Origin of the sequence: Nonomuraea solani, from assembly GCF_900108335.1 — a bacterium.
GTDB lineage: Bacteria > Actinomycetota > Actinomycetes > Streptosporangiales > Streptosporangiaceae > Nonomuraea > Nonomuraea solani.
On the sequence record NZ_FNVT01000018.1, the window covers coordinates 13,701 to 29,465 of the forward strand.

The window sequence follows — 15,765 nt, forward strand, 5'->3', positions numbered from 1 at the left end:
CGGATGCGGCCCGGAGGGGTTACTGGCCGGGCGGGGGTGTGCGCAGCGGGCGCAGGGCGCCGTCCCGGATGATCTCCGGTAGGGCGAAGTTGTAGCGGCCTAGGAAATTGAAATGCTCAAATCCCAGCGGGGATAGTCGGGCGATGTCGGCGGCGGCTATCTTCTTTCCTTCGGCGCGGATTTCGTCCAGCGCGCGAGCCGTGTAGACGGTATTCCAGAGGATGCAGACATTGGTGATGAACCCCAACGTCCCTAGTTGATCTTCCTGGCCTTCTTTGTATTTCTGCCGGAGTTCGCCTTTTTGGCCGTGGAAGATTTTCCGGGCCAGGGTGTGGCGGGCTTCTTGGCGTTGAGCTGGGTATGGACGCGGCGGCGCAGGAGTTCGTCGTCGAAGTAGCAGGCCAGGTAGGTGGAGCGGTCGAGCTTGCCCAGCTCCATCAGGGCGCGGCCGATCGGGGTGGGCGTGCCGCCGCCGGCGAAGTAGCGAAACAGCTCGCTGGCCTTGACCGCGCCGGTGGACAGGGCCGCGGCCTGGCGCGTGGAGATGCACGCCCGCCTCGGCGAGCAGGGGCCCGGAGCCGTGGGCCGGTGACCACCTCACCATCGGCGGCCGTCGACACGGCGGCCCCGGACTTCACGTGGACATGGCCGTTCGACCCGTCTCGCTACCAGCAGCGCGATGGTCTTACCGCCCAGGAGGTGTCGGCGCTTCAGCAGCTGGGCACCAACCTGCGTCGCCGACCAGACCGCCACAACCCCGACGCTCCGGGATGGACAGCCATCGAGTGGCTGCTCCGCCCGCTGGACGACGTCCGGGCGTCATTGTGGCGCCCGGACAGCACATACCAACGCCAGGGCGTGAACGACGCCATCGCCCTGATCCTGCTGCGCTGCATCGGGCAGGGCAAGACGTTCTGGTGCTGGACCGCGGAGGACTGGCTTCAGTTGATCGGCGTCGGCAGCGCGGAGTTCCGCAGGTCCAGCCCAGGGTGGGTCGATGGGACCGCGCGGTCGACCCTGGCCGCATACGCCTACCTGCTTGGCGGCTTCACCGACTTCGACCGTCTCGGTGGGTTCCAGCGCCTCCCGCTGAGCCGACGCGTGTTCGGTGAAGAACTCGTCGAACAGGCCCACCAGCAGGTCAAGCGGGTGCTCGACGGATGGGGCTACCGGATCGAGTCCGACGTGGACTCTCGAATCTCTCCGGTCCTCTGCCAGGCCCTTCTGCTCAACCGCAGCCCACTGCTTCAGGACCTGACCACCGAGGCGTTCGCCCGGCTGCGCCGGCACCCTGCTATGCGACGCCCACACATCGGTGCCCTGCACGCCATCCAGCGCGCCGTCGCCTCCCTCGGCTTCTGCGAAGCCCCGCCCTCCCCGTTCCGGGGGCGGATGTCCGAAATCGAGGGCACCGCGCGGCCGTGGGCGGACTGGGTCGAGCGATGGCACGCTACTTCCACGCTCGCTCCCAAGACCCGCGCGACTGCTCGCAGCGTCTTATCCAAGGTCGGCCCGGAGATCACCGAACCCGGCCAGTGGACCCGGCGGACCTGCGCGTCCTGGATCGCCGCGCTTGATCGGATGAGCATCGGTGACTACGTTCAGCGGCGCGGCGGCCTGGGCGACAGGCAAGGACAGCCGATCTCCGCGGAAACCAAGGCCGGATACCTGACCGCGACCAGGGCGTTCTTCCGCGACTGCCAGGAATGGGAGTGGATCCCCAGGCGCTTCGACCCCACTCGGGCCCTCGCCACGCCCAGAACGGTCCTGGCGATGCTCGGACCAGACCCCCGCGTGATCGCCGACGACATCTGGGCCAAGCTGCTCTGGGCCGGGCTGAACATCCAGCCCGAGGACTTGCCGACCAGCTACAACAGCCTGCGCTACCCACTTGAGTTCCTTCGGGCGGTATCGCTTGCCTGGCTGTTCAGCGGCCAGCGCAGCGCGGAGATCGCTCGGTTGCGAGTCGGCTGCGTCCGTTGGCAGCACGACGGATTCTCCATCTCCGGCGACTCCCGGGAGGTTCTGGCCCGGGACGCGGTCTGCCTCCTGGACGTGCCCACCCACAAGACCGGCACCGCGTTCACCAAACCGGTCGATCCGTTGCTGGGCAAGGCGATCGAGGCATGGGAGGCATCCCGGCCAAGTCAGCCGACCCTGACGGACCGCAAGACCGGCGACCAGGTGCACCTGCTGTTCGCGCTGCGGGCCCACGCGATGGACAAGACCTACATCAACAGGACGATCATCCCCGCCCTATGCCGCAAGGCTGGAGTTCCCGCCGCGGACGCGCGCGGCGCCATCACCAGCCACCGGGCGCGGTCCACGATCGCCAGCCAGCTCTACAACGCCAAAGAGCCGATGACCCTGTTCGAGCTGCAAGCATGGCTCGGACACCGAAGCCCGGAGTCGGCCCAGCACTACGCCAAGATCACGCCGAACACGCTGGCCAGAGCCTACAACGACGCCGGCTACTTCGAACGCAACGTGCGCACCATCGAGGTCCTCGTCGACCGGGACGCCGTCACCTCCGGCGCCGCCGCGAATGGCGAGCCGTGGCAGTACTACGACCTTGGACACGGCTACTGCACCTACACCTTCTTCGAGCAGTGCCCACACCGAATGGCCTGCGCCCGCTGCGACTTCTACACGCCGAAGACGTCCAGCAAGGGCCAGCTCCTGGAGGCCAAGGACAACCTCCAGCGGATGCTGGCCAACGGGCCCAGGCGACCCTGCTGCCGGTCATCGAGATCAACCGAAGGCCGACCTAATCGGGCTACGTGCCACAGCTCAGTTGGTGCCGTACCCATTCTGGATGGGCGTCGCCGACCTCGATGCTGTTCTCGTCGAGAGCGTTGGCGATGTGGAAGTGACCCGCATCGAAGACGAACTCCACCGCAAGGGTGCCGGCCGCCATGTCACGACCTGATGGCTGCCATTCAAGGAGAGCAACCTCGCGCAGTTCCTGGCCGACGAACGGCTCAAGCCGTTCGTCGGTGCTGGACCACACCGGGGTGAGCTCGTCATACTCCTCCCAGCCGGTGATCGCAGCCGTTGTGTCGATGGTGTTCCAGCCGATCGACAGCTCATCGAACTTCGAGTGGCTGACCTCTACTTGAACACCGTCGAAGTTGAGGACGACGGGACAGTCGGCATACCAGTCCCCGTCCTCGACGAAACGCACGAGCGCGAAGCCAGTCAGACGCCGACCACCAAGCGCGGCCAAGCCCTGCCCGTGTTCATCGTGGATGGCTTGGAGTCCGACAAGAAAGGTCGGCTCGAAGCCGGAGATACCCATCACGACAGGCGATTGTCCAGGTTCAACGCGGCACCGGCCAGTCGATATCTACTGCCGAGCCGTAGTGCCACGCTTGACAAATCAGATTCCACATAAGTCTGGGCAGCACCACAAACCCGCTCTGGCCGGGTGGGCGGTTGACGATTTTCAGGGTCAGGCGCAGGCTTCGCTTCGACCAATCGACCAGCACGCCTGAGTAGGCCGAGTCGGCCCAGGTCGGTGTGAGCTGGGGGTGAAGGAGCCGGAGCCGGAGCAGCAGGTCGCGGGCGACGGCCCGGTCAGGGTAGTCAGCGCGGGTCACCATCACCATCAGGGGCATGCCGCGCGTATCGACAGCTATATGCCTTTCCGCCCATTAATCCGTTTTGCTGCATCATATCAACGACTGGTGCGGGCGACCGTTTCGGCCGCCTTGACCGACTGAGAATCGATGATCGCCGTCACCGGGGCCCGGCAACGTCCCGCCCGTAGCCGGACCTGTTCGCGCAGTTGGTCCCGGATCGCGGTGGTGGCTCCGGCACGCGCCCACCGGGCGAAAAAGCCGTAAACCGTGCGCCAAGGGGGAAGTCTGCAGGAAGTGCGCGCCATTTGCACCCGTTATCGACCAAATATCTGATTGCGTCCACGATCTCCCGGCGGGGATGGGCCTCGGGCCGGCCGCCGCGCGGGGTGCGGCAGGCGGGCGGCGGCAAGAGCGGCTCCAGCAGCGCCCATTCCGCAGCGCTGGTGTCGGACGGGTAGCGGTGTGTCGGCGCATGGCTCAACCCCAAGGATGGTTGGAGCAAGGGACATGGGGGCTTCTCGGGAGGGCTGGATGCGGACAGCCCTCGACGACCCCGGCTCGTTAGATCACGGCAGGTCGGTGACCAGCGACTCGAACGTCGCGCGGACGCCTTCAAGCTGGGCCAGGATGATCCTGGCGAACTTGTCGTTGGGGCGTGCGCCGGCGTGTGGCCCGACGGTGGCGGTGATCAGCCGGGTGATCCGGGTGAGTTCGGTGTGGAACTGGCGTCGCTCGTAGCTGATCCAGTCGGCGGGGTCGGTGGAAAACCGATACCCCTCCTTCGGGGTCCAGGTGAGCGGGGTCAGGTGCTCCAGCGCCGCTTTGTCCTTGACCCATTGCAGGCCCTTGCGGACGTAGTAGACGCTCATCCCTGTGGCGATCATCAGTTGTTTGGTGATCAGCGCGGCGGGCCGGGCCTCCATCAGCGTGATGCGGACCTGTTCGCCGCAGACGTGGGTGGGGATCCGGGGCCGGCGGGCGTGTCCTTGGCGTCGGGCATCGGGTGCCAGGCCTCATGGCTCGCGCGGTCCGTCGTGCCCGCCCTCGCCGCGCAGCAGGGCGGCCAAGCCCTCCTCCAGAGTGAGGTTGCCGGTGTCGATGGCTTGCTCGATCCAGTCGGCGGCGGCGCGGACCCGCTGCAGCCGATCGCGCAGCGCGCCGCGTTCATCGTCGGTGAAGTCGTGGCCGGCCAGCTTGGCCATGGTCCGCTCGACGGTGGCGGTGAACTGGGCGCAGGCGGCGACCAGGTCGATGAACTCCATGCTGCGCTGCAGCCGGCGGATCGCCGGCACGGCCGGCTCCACGTGGCGTTCGACGGCCTGGGTGGCGTGGTCGATCTGCGCGCGGTTGACCATCTGCCAGCAACGTCTGTCCGACATCATTTCAGCCCTGGCCGCACCTGAAACGAACCAGCCGGGAAGTCGGCGCCGTGCCATGGGCGCGGCGCCTGGCCACCCGCGAATGTTCCCTACAGCTTCTCGACCTGGTGGAAGGGCGCCTCGATGTCGTGGTCGCGTCCGAAGATTGAAAGGGCCACGGTGAGCATGCGCCCATCGACGTCGATCCCCTTGACCGTGCCTGGGAGCGAGGCGAAGGGCCCGTCGGCCAGCATCACCGCATCGCCGACTGCGAACGTCGAGGGCACAGTTTCCGGCGGGATCGTCGGGACGTCCTCGGGTTCGCCAAGTACGAGCATGTCGGCCATGACGCAGGCGACGCCGTCGTCCTCGGTCCGGCCGATCCACACCGGATAGGCTCCGTCCCCCCAGCCGCTGCTGAAGGCGATGAGGTTGGCACCCGAGGTGGGCTCGTCCACCTCTGCAACATGAACACCGTTACCGTCATAGTCGTCGGCAAGCTGACTATCAGGCTCGCTGAGGTAGGCCAGGCCGTCCACCGCGGCACGGTCGACGAAGCAGGCCATGCCGGCGTCGACGGCGAAGTAAAACGCTTCCCCGTCGGGAAGCGTGCGCACGTCCTCCCCGGGCCGGGTGGCAAGCTCCCAGGAGATCACGGGCGCAGCATCGATGACCAGCCAGGCCGCCGCGACGCGACCCTGCGCCGGGTCGCCCTCTCCGACCACCGTCAACATCATTGGGTACCGGCCCGGTGGCACGCGCATGGTGAAGGGCTTGGCGTCCGAGACGGTGTAGGGGTCGCACGCCACCAGCTCACCGGTCGGCACTCGCAGCGTCCCGGCCTGCCGAGACTCCAGGCGAGCACCAGGGCTGGCGGCGCTGGAAGCCGGATGGGCGACCACCAGGCGCTGATCCACTCGCAGCGGTTGCGGCGGCTGCCAGACCGGCGCGTCGAAAGGGACCACGGCCACACCGTCCGGAGGCGGCAAATGCGCGAACGGCGTACCGGCCGGCACGCCCAGCGGCAGCAACGGATGAGGCAGCCAGGAAGAAGCCGCATCCTCCTCGGCGAGCGCCGCGACATACTCGCGAAACGAGGGCGCGTTGCCCGTACTAGCAGCGACCTCCTCGATCTGGTCGGCGCCGAAAAAGGCCAGCCCGGCCCAGTCGCCAAAACACGGCACCGCAAGGCGAAGCCGATCGGATGCGACGGGGACCAGCTTCGAACTCTGCGAATGTCCCGGGTGCCCCGCCGTGATCTGCACATAGCCCTGGCGCGCTGCATGGCGCACCGTCGTCTGCCTAGCCGCCGCACCGAACTCCGCCACCGACTCCGTCGGATACCCCCAGGAAACCTGCTCGACAAGCAGCAACTCGTCGGCCAACCGGCGAAAGTCACGCTTCACAACGCGACGTCGCTGGTCATCGAACCCCCACGTCACGCACACGCCCTGACGCCAGACCACCTCGAACAGCGCCCGCACGCGATCTCCGAGGAACAACAGCGCGGCGTACTGCTCCCCAGTCTCATCTCTTCGCTGCGCCTCATCGGGTGGTAACGGGCCGACCACTGCGTGCCGGACAGGTTCCCATCCCTCGCAGTACACCACCACGATCGGCCCGGACTCGCTCAGCATCGTCTGTACAACCTCTCCCCGTTCGCCAAGGCGGTGAATCTACATCGCCCCTTCTCACCAAGTTGGAAAAAGCTCATATCCGACGATGGCGGCCTCCGCACCACAGCCCATCTCGTTCTGCTCGATCGGGCTCCCATCCAAGATCAAAGTTCGGACACAGGCACTGAGCGCCTTGACCATCTGCGGGCCCGAAGCCCGCGCCGGACCGATGCGCCATTCCTCCAGCCGGGAGATCCGCTTTCCTGCCGGCACCACCAGCAGCGCGTCCAGGTCCCGCCGCTGCTGCTCGCTCAGCGCCTCCCACATTCGCCGGGTCGCCGCCTCCCGCTCTCGCGCCACCAGCCGGGCCAGCCGGGCCAGCCGGGCCAGCCGGGCCAGCCGGGCCAGCCGGGCCAGCCGGGCCAGCCGCGAGAGTCTCGGCAGCAGCACCTGCTGCTCGCGCAGCCACCGCAGCGCGTCGAAGAAGATCGCTTTGGGCCCGTTCCCGGTGATCCACGCCCGCCGGGCCACGTACTCTGCCAGGTCGGCCTCCACCTCGGTGAAGTCCCTCAGGCGCAGCGCTTCTTGGATCGTCCCGGCATGCTCACGATGGGTGGGCTCGCGCCGGGCATACCGCTTGACGCACGAAGGGTCGGCCACCCCGAGCTGCCCGGCCAGAAAGTCGATGACTTCGGTCGGCACCCCCTCCAGCGGATTACTCAGGAACCGGCCGAGATGACGCACGGTGGTGAGTTGGATGCTGAACCCGAGGCGATTGTGATCACCCCTCAGCTTCGCCTTCGCCATCAGCTGGCGGTCGGCGTCGTCGAGGCAGAAGAACAATTCAAGATCTGCCTGCGACACCGAGATCAAGGGCGAGCTGCATCGGAGCCGGAACGTACGCTAACGACCCCACACAGGCCCCGTTCGGTACCCGGCCTGGCCTGCGGGAAGGCGCTTACCGTACGAAGCGGTTCCGTTGCAGGTCCACCCCCGGATCGCCCGGCGCAACTGCGCGAGCACCTCGTCGTAGATTTGCGTGGGCGTGCAGTCGCGGGCGGCTTTGCCGTACAGGATGTCGGTTTGTCCCAGGCCGACAGGCAGAGGGACAGGCAGTCGGTGACGGTTCCGTCGCCGTAGGTGTCGGCCCCTGAGCAGCAACCAATCGGTCAGTGGCGGTAGCGGGCCTCGTCCAGCCGCAGCAGGCGATGCCGGCAACGGGGGGTTCGCTTGTTGCGAGGTGCAGCTCGAAGAAGGCACGGCGGTCGAAGGTAGATGTGCTCTTGTCGTACGTAGTCACGTTGGCGCGCGTTCCGCGCCAGCCATGTTCCGGTGAACCTGTCGGGTCAGGTTCGGCGGCTGCGGACCGGTTTCCTGGCGTCGTAGTCCAGCCGGGCCTGCTCGACCTCGCCCAGGTTGATCGACCAGTCGGCGAGTGCTGCGAACAGCGGCGCCAGGCTTCGTCCCAATTCGCTGATCTCGTACTCCACCCGCGGCGGAACCTCGGGGTGGTAGGTGCGCACGACGAGACCGTCGCGTTCCAGTTGCCGTAACCGTTCGGTCAGCACCTTGGGCGTGATGGTGGTGATTCGGCGCTCCAGCTCCACGAACCGATGCCGCCCGTATTCATTGAGCACCCACAGAATCGGCGTGGTCCAGCGGCTGAAGACGATGTCGACCACCGGAGCGATCGGACACGCCTGCTCCGGTGCAACGTCGACGGGAGACGCCGACATTGTGTCGTTGGTCACAATAAGCCCTTCTTCCCATTACTTTCCTCTAGGTACCTACTATCCCAGCCCTAGTAGCTTCCATCGAGTCCACGACATCGATAACTGGGAGTGAACATGATTGTGGTGACTGGAGCCACCGGCAACGTCGGACAGCCGCTCGTGCAGGCGCTGGTCGCGGCCGGCGAACAGGTGACCGCAGTGTCGCGGAGAGTCTCACCGCAGGATGTGCCAGCCGGAGTACGGCACCAGCAGGCCGACCTGGCCCAGCCGGAAAGCCTCGCGCCCGCGCTCGATGGTGCCGAAGTGCTGTTCCTGCTGACCTCGGGCGACTTCGTGGCGGCTGGCGGCAACGTTGGCGACGTCCTCGACGTCGCCAAAGCAGGCGGGATCCGCCGGATTGTCCTGCTGTCCTCCCAGGGCGTTGCCACGGGAAGCCACCCCTCAACACTGGAGGACCCCCTCACGCAATCGGATCTCGAATGGACACTGCTGCGGCCAGGAGGTTTTGACTCCAACACATTGCAGTGGGCCGAGATGGTCCGCACACAACGGATGGTCACCGCGCCGTTCGGAGATGTCGCATTGCCGACCATCGATCCGGCCGACATCGCCGAGGTCGCCGCGGCGGCGTTGCTGGACGCCGGCCACATCGGCAAGGCGTATGTGCTGACCGGACCGGCACCGATCTCACCTCGCCACCAGACGATGGCGATCGGCGACGCGCTGGGAGAGCCGGTCCAGTTCGTCGAGCAGAGCCGGGCAGAGGCTCGGGCACAGATGCTGCAGTTCATGCCCGAGCCGATCGTGGAGTCCACCCTTGACATCCTGGGCACGCCGAAGGCCGCCGAGCAGCGGGTGAGCCCCGACGTCGAGAGGATCCTCGGCCGTCCGCCCCGCACCTTCGCCGAGTGGGCGATGCGCAACACCTCGGCCTTCAAATAGTCCGTCCGGAGAAGAACGCGGCACCGTTACCGGCCTCGGCCATGGCCTGCCTGGCCGAGGCCGCAACTTGCCGCCTGACGACTGGGTCGGCCGCGATCCGGATCGTGGTGGGTGTCCGTTGAAGGTTCCCTCACCGGACGCCCACCACGACCCTGGATCGGCACCCCGTACCTTTGGCTGCGCCATCTGTGAGCGACCTGGTAGCCCGACTAGGACTGTTCATCGTCTTCGTTCTTGTCTGGCTGGGTTCAGGCGGCTCACCGGCGCTGCTCTGGCCCGCGGGCGCGGTGGTGATCGTTCTACTCGTCGTGCGCGCCGTGGTCTACCGCGGGCGTGATTGGCCGTGAAGACCTGCCCCAAGCCGACCAGCTCATGGTCAGCTTTTCTTCCCAGGAGGTGCCCGTGTTCACTTCTCGCGCAGCCCGTCCGAGCGCGTCACCACCGTGGCGCGCACATCGGCCGGGCCGGTGGAGTACCGATTGGAGGGCCCGTTGGAGGGCCGGGACCGCAAGACGGTCCTGGTGTTGCACGGCGGTCACATGCGGGCTGGGCTGGCGCTGGGCGAGGAGGTCTTCGCCGAGGCCGGGTTCACGGTGTTGGCGCCCTCACGCCCCGGTTACGGGCGTACGCCGTTGAGCACGGGCACGACACCGGCCGGGTTCGCCGACGCCACCGCCGAGCTGTGCCGGAGCCTGGGCATCGAACGCCTGGCCGCGGTCGTGGGCATCTCGGCCGGCGGGCGCACCGCGCTGACGCTGGCCGCCCGCCATCCCCACCTGGTCGAGCGCGTCATCATGCAAAGCGCGGTCGCATTCCTGCCCCGGCCCGACCGGCTGACCCGGATGGGCGGCCGGGCGGTGTTCAACGCCCGGACCGAGGCTGGCACCTGGGCGATCATGCGGTCCCTGATCCGCCTGGCACCGCCGGTGGGGCTGCGCCTGCTGTTGCGGAGCCTGTCGGCCCTGCCCGCCCGCCAGGTCCTGGCGGGCCTGTCCACCGCCGAACGCGCTACGCTGGCGGGACTGTTCACTCAGATGCGCTCGGGCCACGGCTTCGTCGCCGACATGCTCCCCGTGCCCGACTGCGCCGCACAGGTCGGCCAGAGCGCGCTGGTCATCGCCACCCGCCACGACCGGTCGGTGCCCTTCGCCCACGCCGAGTCCTTGGCAGCGGTCCTGCCGAACGCCGAACTGGTGGAGGCCCGGACCGACAGTGACATGATCTGGTTCGGCTCGGACTACCCCCGCATCGCCACGAAGGTCCGAGACTTCCTCGCCACAGGCTGAGCGCGGCTACCGCTTCTCGAGTCTCGGACTGGGGGTCAGCCGCTCTGCTGGTGCCAGCGGTGCAGCAGGGCGGGGAGTTCGCCGAGCAGGAATTCGTAGAAGGCGTGCATCTGCGCCAATCGCCGGTGGGCTGGGTCGCCGCTTTTGGTGGCGGAGATCCCGGCGGCCGCGGCCTGGAGCATGGCCTGGATGACGGTGTTCTGACTGGTGAACAGGGTGGCCCAGGCGTCGTCGCGGAGCCGGTAGTGCTCGCGGCGGCTGCCGGGGGCGGGCAGGCGTTCGATCAGGCCGACCGTGGCCAGGGATTTGATCGCGCCGGAGACCGAGCCCGCGCTGGCCTCCAGCCGGTCGGCGATCTCGCCGGCGGTGACGCTGTCCTGGTCGGTGAACAGGAAGACCGCCAGGGTGCGCGCGGCCATCCGCTGCATGCCGCCCTCGATCAGGGTCAGGGCCAGCCGTTCGGCCGCCTGCCACTGCTCATACCGGTCGTTCACGTGCTCGCCTCCTTAAGGAGGAACAGGATACCGAACACTCTGAGCCTTCAGAAATTTCTGAAAAGTCGGTATAGTCCTGGTATCGGCCTCTCACGGGAGGGGTTCGATGGTGTGCCGGGAAGCCTGGTCGGCGATGTCCTATTGGCGTCGACAGGAAGCAGATCCGGCCATGACCTTGCTCAGCCGTTTGTACGGCGTGCGCCCCGCCCTACGGCACCGGGTGCACGTGCGGCGCAACGTGGAAATCCCAGCCTCCGATGGTGTGCGGCTGCTGGCCACGCACTACTACCCGGCAGGTCAGCACCATCCGCCGCTGGTCCTGCTGCGCAGCCCCTACGGCCGCGGCAACGTGCTGGACCGGCTCCCGGCGCTGCTGGCCGAGCGCGGCTACCAGGTGCTGTATCAAAGCCTGTGCGGCACCGCCGGATCCGGCGGCCGCTTCGACGGGTTCGTCATCGACCCGGCCGACGCCGACGGCACCCTGAGCTGGCTGCGCGCTCAGCCGTGGTTCGGCGGCGGGCTGGCCACATGGGGCGCCAGCTACCTCGGCTACGTGCAGTGGGAGCTGGCAGCCCGCGACATCCCGGAATGGAAGATCGCACTCATCCAGGACGCGCCATCGGAGTTCGCTCGCGGCTTCATGTACCCCGGAGGAGCCTTCGCGACGGGTAACACGCTCGGCTGGGTGCAGCTGGTGGAGCGGATGTTCTCCAGCGGCTACGGCATCACCCGCCAAGTGGCCGGCATGGTCGGCGCCGCGCGGCGGCTGTCGGATGCCACGCTCACCCTCCCGCTGCAGGAGGCCGATCAGGCGCTGACCGGGCACCCCGTGCCCTGGTTTCGGCACTGGGTCCGCCACGGTCCCGGCGAGAAGTACTGGACGAGCACCGACCAGCGCCACAACGTCGCCCGCATGCCGCCGGTGGTGCACCTGCAGGGTGGCTGGCACGACTTCTTCCTGCCGGGCATGCTGGCCGACTACGCCGCGCTGGTGGCCGCCGGACGTCAGGTACGGCTACTGGTCGGCCCCTGGGGGCACGGCCGCGGGCTCTACACCCGCCAAGGGCTGCCCGACGCGCTCGCCGCGCTGGATGCCGCGCTGCTCGGACGGCCGGCTCCCTCGGGCGTGCGGCTGTTCGTCACCGGCGCGGGCCGCTGGATCGACATGCCCGCCTGGCCGCCCGCGCACGAGGCGACGCCCTGGTTCCTGCACCCGCACGGCGGACTCAGCCGCACCCCGCCCGACCGCCGGAGCTCTCCCAGCCGCTACCGATACGACCCCGCTGACCCGACCCCCACCGTGGGCGGCACGCAGGTGGGCCTGTCGGCGGGGGCGAAGGACAACCGGCCCATCGAAGCCAGAGCCGACGTGCTCACCTTCACCACCGCGCCCCTGGCCGAAGACGTCGAGGCCATCGGCCCGGTCCGCGTCCGTGTGCACGCCCGCTCGGCCAACCCGCACGCCGACTACTTCGCACGCGTCTGCGATGTGGACCCACGCGGCCGGTCGGTCAACGTGTGCGACGGCATCATCCGGCTGCACAACCCCGGCGACATCCGGGTCGCCGACATCACCCTGTGGCCGATGGCCCACCGATTCAAGCGCGGCCACCGCATCCGGGTGCAGGTCTCCAGCGGCGCCCACCCACGCTTCGGCCGCAACCCCGGCACCGGCGAACCGCTCGCCACCGCCAGGAGCCTGCGCCCCTCGAAACACGAAATCTTCCACGACCGCAGCCACCCGTCAGCCCTCTGGCTGCCCCTCATCCCTGGAGCATCATGAAAGTCCTCGTCCTCGGCGGCACCCACCACGTCGGCCGCGCCATCGTGGAAGCCGCACTGGAGCGCGGCGATGAGGTGAGCACGCTCAACCGCGGCCTCAGCCGCGACCCCGCCCCCGGGGTGCGGGCGCTGATCGCCGACCGCACCGACCCCGACTCCGTACGGCGGGCGCTGGGCGACGGAGAGTGGGACGCCGTCATCGACACCTGGGCCTGGGCGCCACGCGTGGTGCGCGAGGCCGCCCGCCTGCTGGCCGGCCGGGTCGGGCACTACGGGTACGTCTCCAGCCGCGGCGTGCACCGCTGGCCCTGGCCACCGGGTGCCGACGAGCACGCGCCCCTGGTCGACGGCGACCCAGCCGGCACCGACGACGCCGACTACGCCGCTGCCAAGCGCGGCGGTGAGCTCGCCGTCACCGAGTCCTTCGGCGAGCGTGCGCTGCTGGCCAGGGCCGGGATGATCCTCGGCCCGTATGAGGACGTCGGCCGCATCCCGTGGTGGCTGCGCCGCCTGGAAAAGGGCGGCCGGGTCCTGGCCCCCGCCCCCGCCGGCACGCCCCTGCAGTACCTCGACGTCCGGGACCTGGCCACCTGGATGCTCTCCTGCGCCGAACGCGGCCTTGCCGGCGCCTTCACCGTGACCGGCTCACCCGGCGCGATCACCCTCGGCGAGCTGCTCACCACGGCGCTGGAGGTCACCGGCTTCGACACCGAACTGGTGTGGGCGCCGCCGGAGTTGCTCCTTCGGCATGGCCTGCCACTCGGCATGGAGCTCGGGCTACGGCTGCCCGACGGCAGCGCGCCGAGCGGCATGCACGACGCCGACGTCAGCGCCGCCCTGGCCGAAGGCCTCACCACGCGCCCGCTGCGTGAGACCCTCGCCGACACCTGGGCCTGGCTCCAGGCCGAAGGCGACCCGGCACCCCGCACGGACGCGCCTTCCCCCGACACCTGGCTGGATGCCGCCGCCGAACAGCGGCTGCTCGACCAGTTCTCCCACTAAGAGAAACGCGAAGACATTCATGCGCGCCATCATCATCGGAGCCGGCATCGCCGGCCTGGCCACCGCCCTGCGCCTGCACCAGATCGGCTGGAACACCCTCATCGTCGAACGCGCCCCGCAGCGGCGCGGCGGCGGCTACGCCGTCACCTTCGGCGGCATCGGCTACGACGCCGCCGAACGCATGGGCATCCTGCCCGACCTGCTCAAGAAGGGCTTCATCACCGACGAACTCGTCTACCACAAGCCGAACGGCGAACGCCGCTTCGCCCTCGACCGCGCCACCATCGCCGCCACCACCGGTCCGCGCTCGATCACCATCCTGCGCGGCGACCTGGAGGCCGTCCTGTACGAGAAGGTCGAGGGCCACGCCGAGATCCGCTTCGGCGCCACCCTCACCGCCGTCGACCAGGACACCCACGCCGTACGCGTGAGCTTGACCGACGGCACCGTCGAGGAGGCCGACCTGCTGATCGGCGCCGACGGCCTGCACTCGGCCACCCGCGCCCTGCTCTTCGGCCCGGAAGAGGACTTCCTGCTCGACCTGGAGCACAAGGTCGCCGTCTTCATGCTCGACAAACGACCTGCCAGCATCGCCACCGGGGCCACCGGCACCCTGTCCTCCGGCGGGCGCACCGCCGCGGTCATCAGCATCCCCGACGGCCGCAACGTCGCCTTCTTCGGCTACCGCGCCAGCCACGCCCGCCCGGGCGAGGACGTGACCACCGAACTGCAGCGCATCTACGGCGACCTCGGCTGGGTCATCCCCGAAGCCCTGGCCGGGCTGGCGCGGGCCGATTCGGTCTACTTCGACACCATCAGCCAGGTCGTCTCACCATCCTGGAGCAAAGGCCGCGTGGTCCTGCTCGGCGACGCCGCCTGGTGCGTCACCCTGTTCGCCGGGTACGGCTCCGCGCTGGCCGTCGGCGGAGCCGATCGCCTCGGCACCGAACTCGAGGCCCACCCCGGCGACATCCCCGCCGCACTGGCCGCGTGGGAGGCCGCCATCCGGCCCGAGGCCGAACACAAGCAGAAGCTCGGCCGCCGCGTCAAAGGCGTCTACGCCCCCGCCAACCCGGTGGTGCTGTGGCTGAGCCAGCTGCCGCTGCGGCTGGCCGCCCTGCCGCCGGTCCGCCGGTACATGATCCGCCGCTTCATCAAGGGCTGAGCGTGGTGAGACACCTGGCCGCCCGCCCGGCCAGGTGTTACATTCCAGGCGTCTGCAAGAACGCGCCTCGAAGAGTGGCGCGAACGTCGGTGAGCCGGGAAGCCTGGTCGGCCCGCGATTTTCCGATCGCGGAGCTAGGAGGCTTGCTCCCGATGCGCCCGACCCCAACCCTTCTCGCCTGCGGCATCGCCGCCGGCGTACTCGTCCCAGCGCTGCTCCTGATCGACGGCGCCACCCGGCCCGGCTACAGCCTCTGGCATCACGGCGCCAGCCAGCTCGGCGCCGGCGAGCGCGGCTGGCTGCAAACGGCCAACTTCGTGATCGGCGGGCTGCTGTTGCTCGGCTTCGCCGCCGGGATACGCCGTGCTCTTCCTCCCGGCCGGGCCGCCGTCTGGGCGCCGGTCCTTCTGGTGGCCGGTGGCCTGGCGATGGTCGTGGCGGGGATCGTGCCCACCGATCCCGCCCTCGGCTATCCGCCCGGCCGACCCGAGGTGGTCACCACCGCAGGCCGCGCCCACGGGTTGGCCGGGCTGGTGCTGTTCGCTGCGCTGGCGGCCACGCCGTTCACGCTGGCGCGAAGCCTGGACATTGGTAGCTGGGGATGGGCGCTCTACTCGCGCTGGTCGGGGGCGCTGGTCATCGCCTTCGCCGTCGCCGCAGGCCTCGCCTTCCGCCTGGACGTTCAGGGTGTGCTTCGGCCCGCGCCCGCCGGGCTGCTCGAACACGCCGCCCTGCTGGTCGGATTCGCCTGGATCATCGCCGCCGCGGCCCGGCTGCGCCGCCGTAGCGCCCTTGCGGAGGTGTGA

Annotated in this window: 13 protein-coding genes and 2 pseudogenes; 7 read left to right on the top strand and 8 right to left on the bottom strand. The window is 68.8% G+C overall.

What is annotated here, in order from left to right; genetic code table 11:
• Positions 1 to 19: 19 nt before the first annotated feature.
• Positions 20 to 546, bottom strand: a pseudogene (locus C4V41_RS66255) (Tn3 family transposase).
• A gap of 42 nt (positions 547 to 588) precedes the next feature.
• Between C4V41_RS66255 and C4V41_RS43855 the strand changes: the two are divergent.
• Positions 589 to 3,018 carry a tyrosine-type recombinase/integrase gene (locus tag C4V41_RS43855; protein WP_200824629.1) on the top strand — a complete coding sequence of 810 codons (2,430 nt, stop codon included), beginning with the start codon at positions 589 to 591 and terminating at the stop codon, positions 3,016 to 3,018.
• 377 nt (positions 3,019 to 3,395) lie between these two features.
• Here C4V41_RS43855 and C4V41_RS64695 read toward each other — a convergent pair.
• From C4V41_RS64695 to C4V41_RS43895, 6 genes and pseudogenes are all read right to left on the bottom strand, one after another.
• Positions 3,396 to 4,062: pseudogene (locus tag C4V41_RS64695) on the bottom strand (IS5 family transposase); the annotation flags it as partial.
• An 85-nt stretch (positions 4,063 to 4,147) separates the two neighbouring features.
• Positions 4,148 to 4,504, bottom strand: a complete 357-nt coding sequence (locus C4V41_RS43875; protein WP_200824630.1) for a hypothetical protein — start codon at positions 4,502 to 4,504, stop codon at positions 4,148 to 4,150.
• 90 nt (positions 4,505 to 4,594) lie between these two features.
• On the bottom strand, positions 4,595 to 4,963 hold the full coding sequence (locus C4V41_RS43880) for a DUF6192 family protein (protein ID WP_146104007.1): 369 nt from the start codon (positions 4,961 to 4,963) through the stop codon (positions 4,595 to 4,597).
• A gap of 86 nt (positions 4,964 to 5,049) precedes the next feature.
• Positions 5,050 to 6,576 (bottom strand): DUF4241 domain-containing protein, encoded by a 1,527-nt coding sequence (locus C4V41_RS43885; protein ID WP_103961977.1) that lies wholly within the window; start codon positions 6,574 to 6,576, stop codon positions 5,050 to 5,052.
• Positions 6,577 to 6,630: 54 nt separating this feature from the next.
• On the bottom strand, positions 6,631 to 7,419 hold the full coding sequence (locus C4V41_RS43890; RefSeq protein ID WP_160150589.1) for a DUF4158 domain-containing protein: 789 nt from the start codon (positions 7,417 to 7,419) through the stop codon (positions 6,631 to 6,633).
• A gap of 482 nt (positions 7,420 to 7,901) precedes the next feature.
• Positions 7,902 to 8,237 carry a winged helix-turn-helix transcriptional regulator gene (locus tag C4V41_RS43895; protein WP_235030760.1) on the bottom strand — a complete coding sequence of 112 codons (336 nt, stop codon included), beginning with the start codon at positions 8,235 to 8,237 and terminating at the stop codon, positions 7,902 to 7,904.
• A gap of 165 nt (positions 8,238 to 8,402) precedes the next feature.
• Here C4V41_RS43895 and C4V41_RS43900 point away from each other — a divergent pair, with 165 nt between their 5' ends.
• Both C4V41_RS43900 and C4V41_RS43905 read left to right on the top strand, forming a co-directional pair.
• Complete coding sequence (locus C4V41_RS43900; protein WP_103962183.1) at positions 8,403 to 9,230, top strand: NAD(P)H-binding protein; 828 nt, start codon at positions 8,403 to 8,405, stop codon at positions 9,228 to 9,230.
• Between the two features lie 479 nt (positions 9,231 to 9,709).
• Positions 9,710 to 10,516 carry an alpha/beta fold hydrolase gene (locus tag C4V41_RS43905; protein ID WP_235030761.1) on the top strand — a complete coding sequence of 269 codons (807 nt, stop codon included), beginning with the start codon at positions 9,710 to 9,712 and terminating at the stop codon, positions 10,514 to 10,516.
• A gap of 35 nt (positions 10,517 to 10,551) precedes the next feature.
• Here the strand turns inward: C4V41_RS43905 and C4V41_RS43910 are convergent, their stop codons facing one another.
• The gene (locus tag C4V41_RS43910; RefSeq protein ID WP_103961980.1) at positions 10,552 to 11,010 is read right to left on the bottom strand and encodes a GbsR/MarR family transcriptional regulator; all 459 of its coding nucleotides are present in this window, start codon (positions 11,008 to 11,010) and stop codon (positions 10,552 to 10,554) included.
• A gap of 169 nt (positions 11,011 to 11,179) precedes the next feature.
• On the opposite strand from C4V41_RS43910, the gene C4V41_RS43915 reads away from it, so the two are divergent.
• The 4 genes from C4V41_RS43915 to C4V41_RS43930 all read left to right on the top strand — a co-directional run bounded on the left by C4V41_RS43915 (position 11,180) and on the right by C4V41_RS43930 (position 15,765).
• On the top strand, positions 11,180 to 12,793 hold the full coding sequence (locus tag C4V41_RS43915; protein WP_160150590.1) for a CocE/NonD family hydrolase: 1,614 nt from the start codon (positions 11,180 to 11,182) through the stop codon (positions 12,791 to 12,793).
• A complete protein-coding gene (locus tag C4V41_RS43920; protein ID WP_103961982.1) occupies positions 12,790 to 13,794 on the top strand; it encodes an NAD-dependent epimerase/dehydratase family protein in 1,005 nt (334 codons plus the stop codon). Before C4V41_RS43915 ends, C4V41_RS43920 begins: the two co-directional genes overlap by 4 nt.
• 19 nt (positions 13,795 to 13,813) lie before the next feature.
• Positions 13,814 to 14,959 carry an FAD-dependent monooxygenase gene (locus C4V41_RS43925; RefSeq protein WP_103961983.1) on the top strand — a complete coding sequence of 382 codons (1,146 nt, stop codon included), beginning with the start codon at positions 13,814 to 13,816 and terminating at the stop codon, positions 14,957 to 14,959.
• A gap of 152 nt (positions 14,960 to 15,111) precedes the next feature.
• Positions 15,112 to 15,765: a DUF998 domain-containing protein gene (locus C4V41_RS43930; protein WP_103961984.1), complete on the top strand. Its 654-nt coding sequence runs from the start codon at positions 15,112 to 15,114 to the stop codon at positions 15,763 to 15,765.

Bases quoted from the DNA above. Each gene is read 5' to 3' on its own strand.
- C4V41_RS43875 (WP_200824630.1), bottom strand. From the start codon at position 4,504: ATGGAGGCCCGGCCCGCCGCGCTGATCACCAAACAACTGATGATCGCC.
- C4V41_RS43880 (WP_146104007.1), bottom strand. From the start codon at position 4,963: ATGATGTCGGACAGACGTTGCTGGCAGATGGTCAACCGCGCGCAGATC.
- C4V41_RS43885 (WP_103961977.1), bottom strand. From the start codon at position 6,576: ATGCTGAGCGAGTCCGGGCCGATCGTGGTGGTGTACTGCGAGGGATGG.
- C4V41_RS43900 (WP_103962183.1), top strand. From the start codon at position 8,403: ATGATTGTGGTGACTGGAGCCACCGGCAACGTCGGACAGCCGCTCGTG.
- C4V41_RS43915 (WP_160150590.1), top strand. From the start codon at position 11,180: ATGACCTTGCTCAGCCGTTTGTACGGCGTGCGCCCCGCCCTACGGCAC.
- C4V41_RS43920 (WP_103961982.1), top strand. From the start codon at position 12,790: ATGAAAGTCCTCGTCCTCGGCGGCACCCACCACGTCGGCCGCGCCATC.
- C4V41_RS43925 (WP_103961983.1), top strand. From the start codon at position 13,814: ATGCGCGCCATCATCATCGGAGCCGGCATCGCCGGCCTGGCCACCGCC.
- C4V41_RS43930 (WP_103961984.1), top strand. From the start codon at position 15,112: ATGCGCCCGACCCCAACCCTTCTCGCCTGCGGCATCGCCGCCGGCGTA.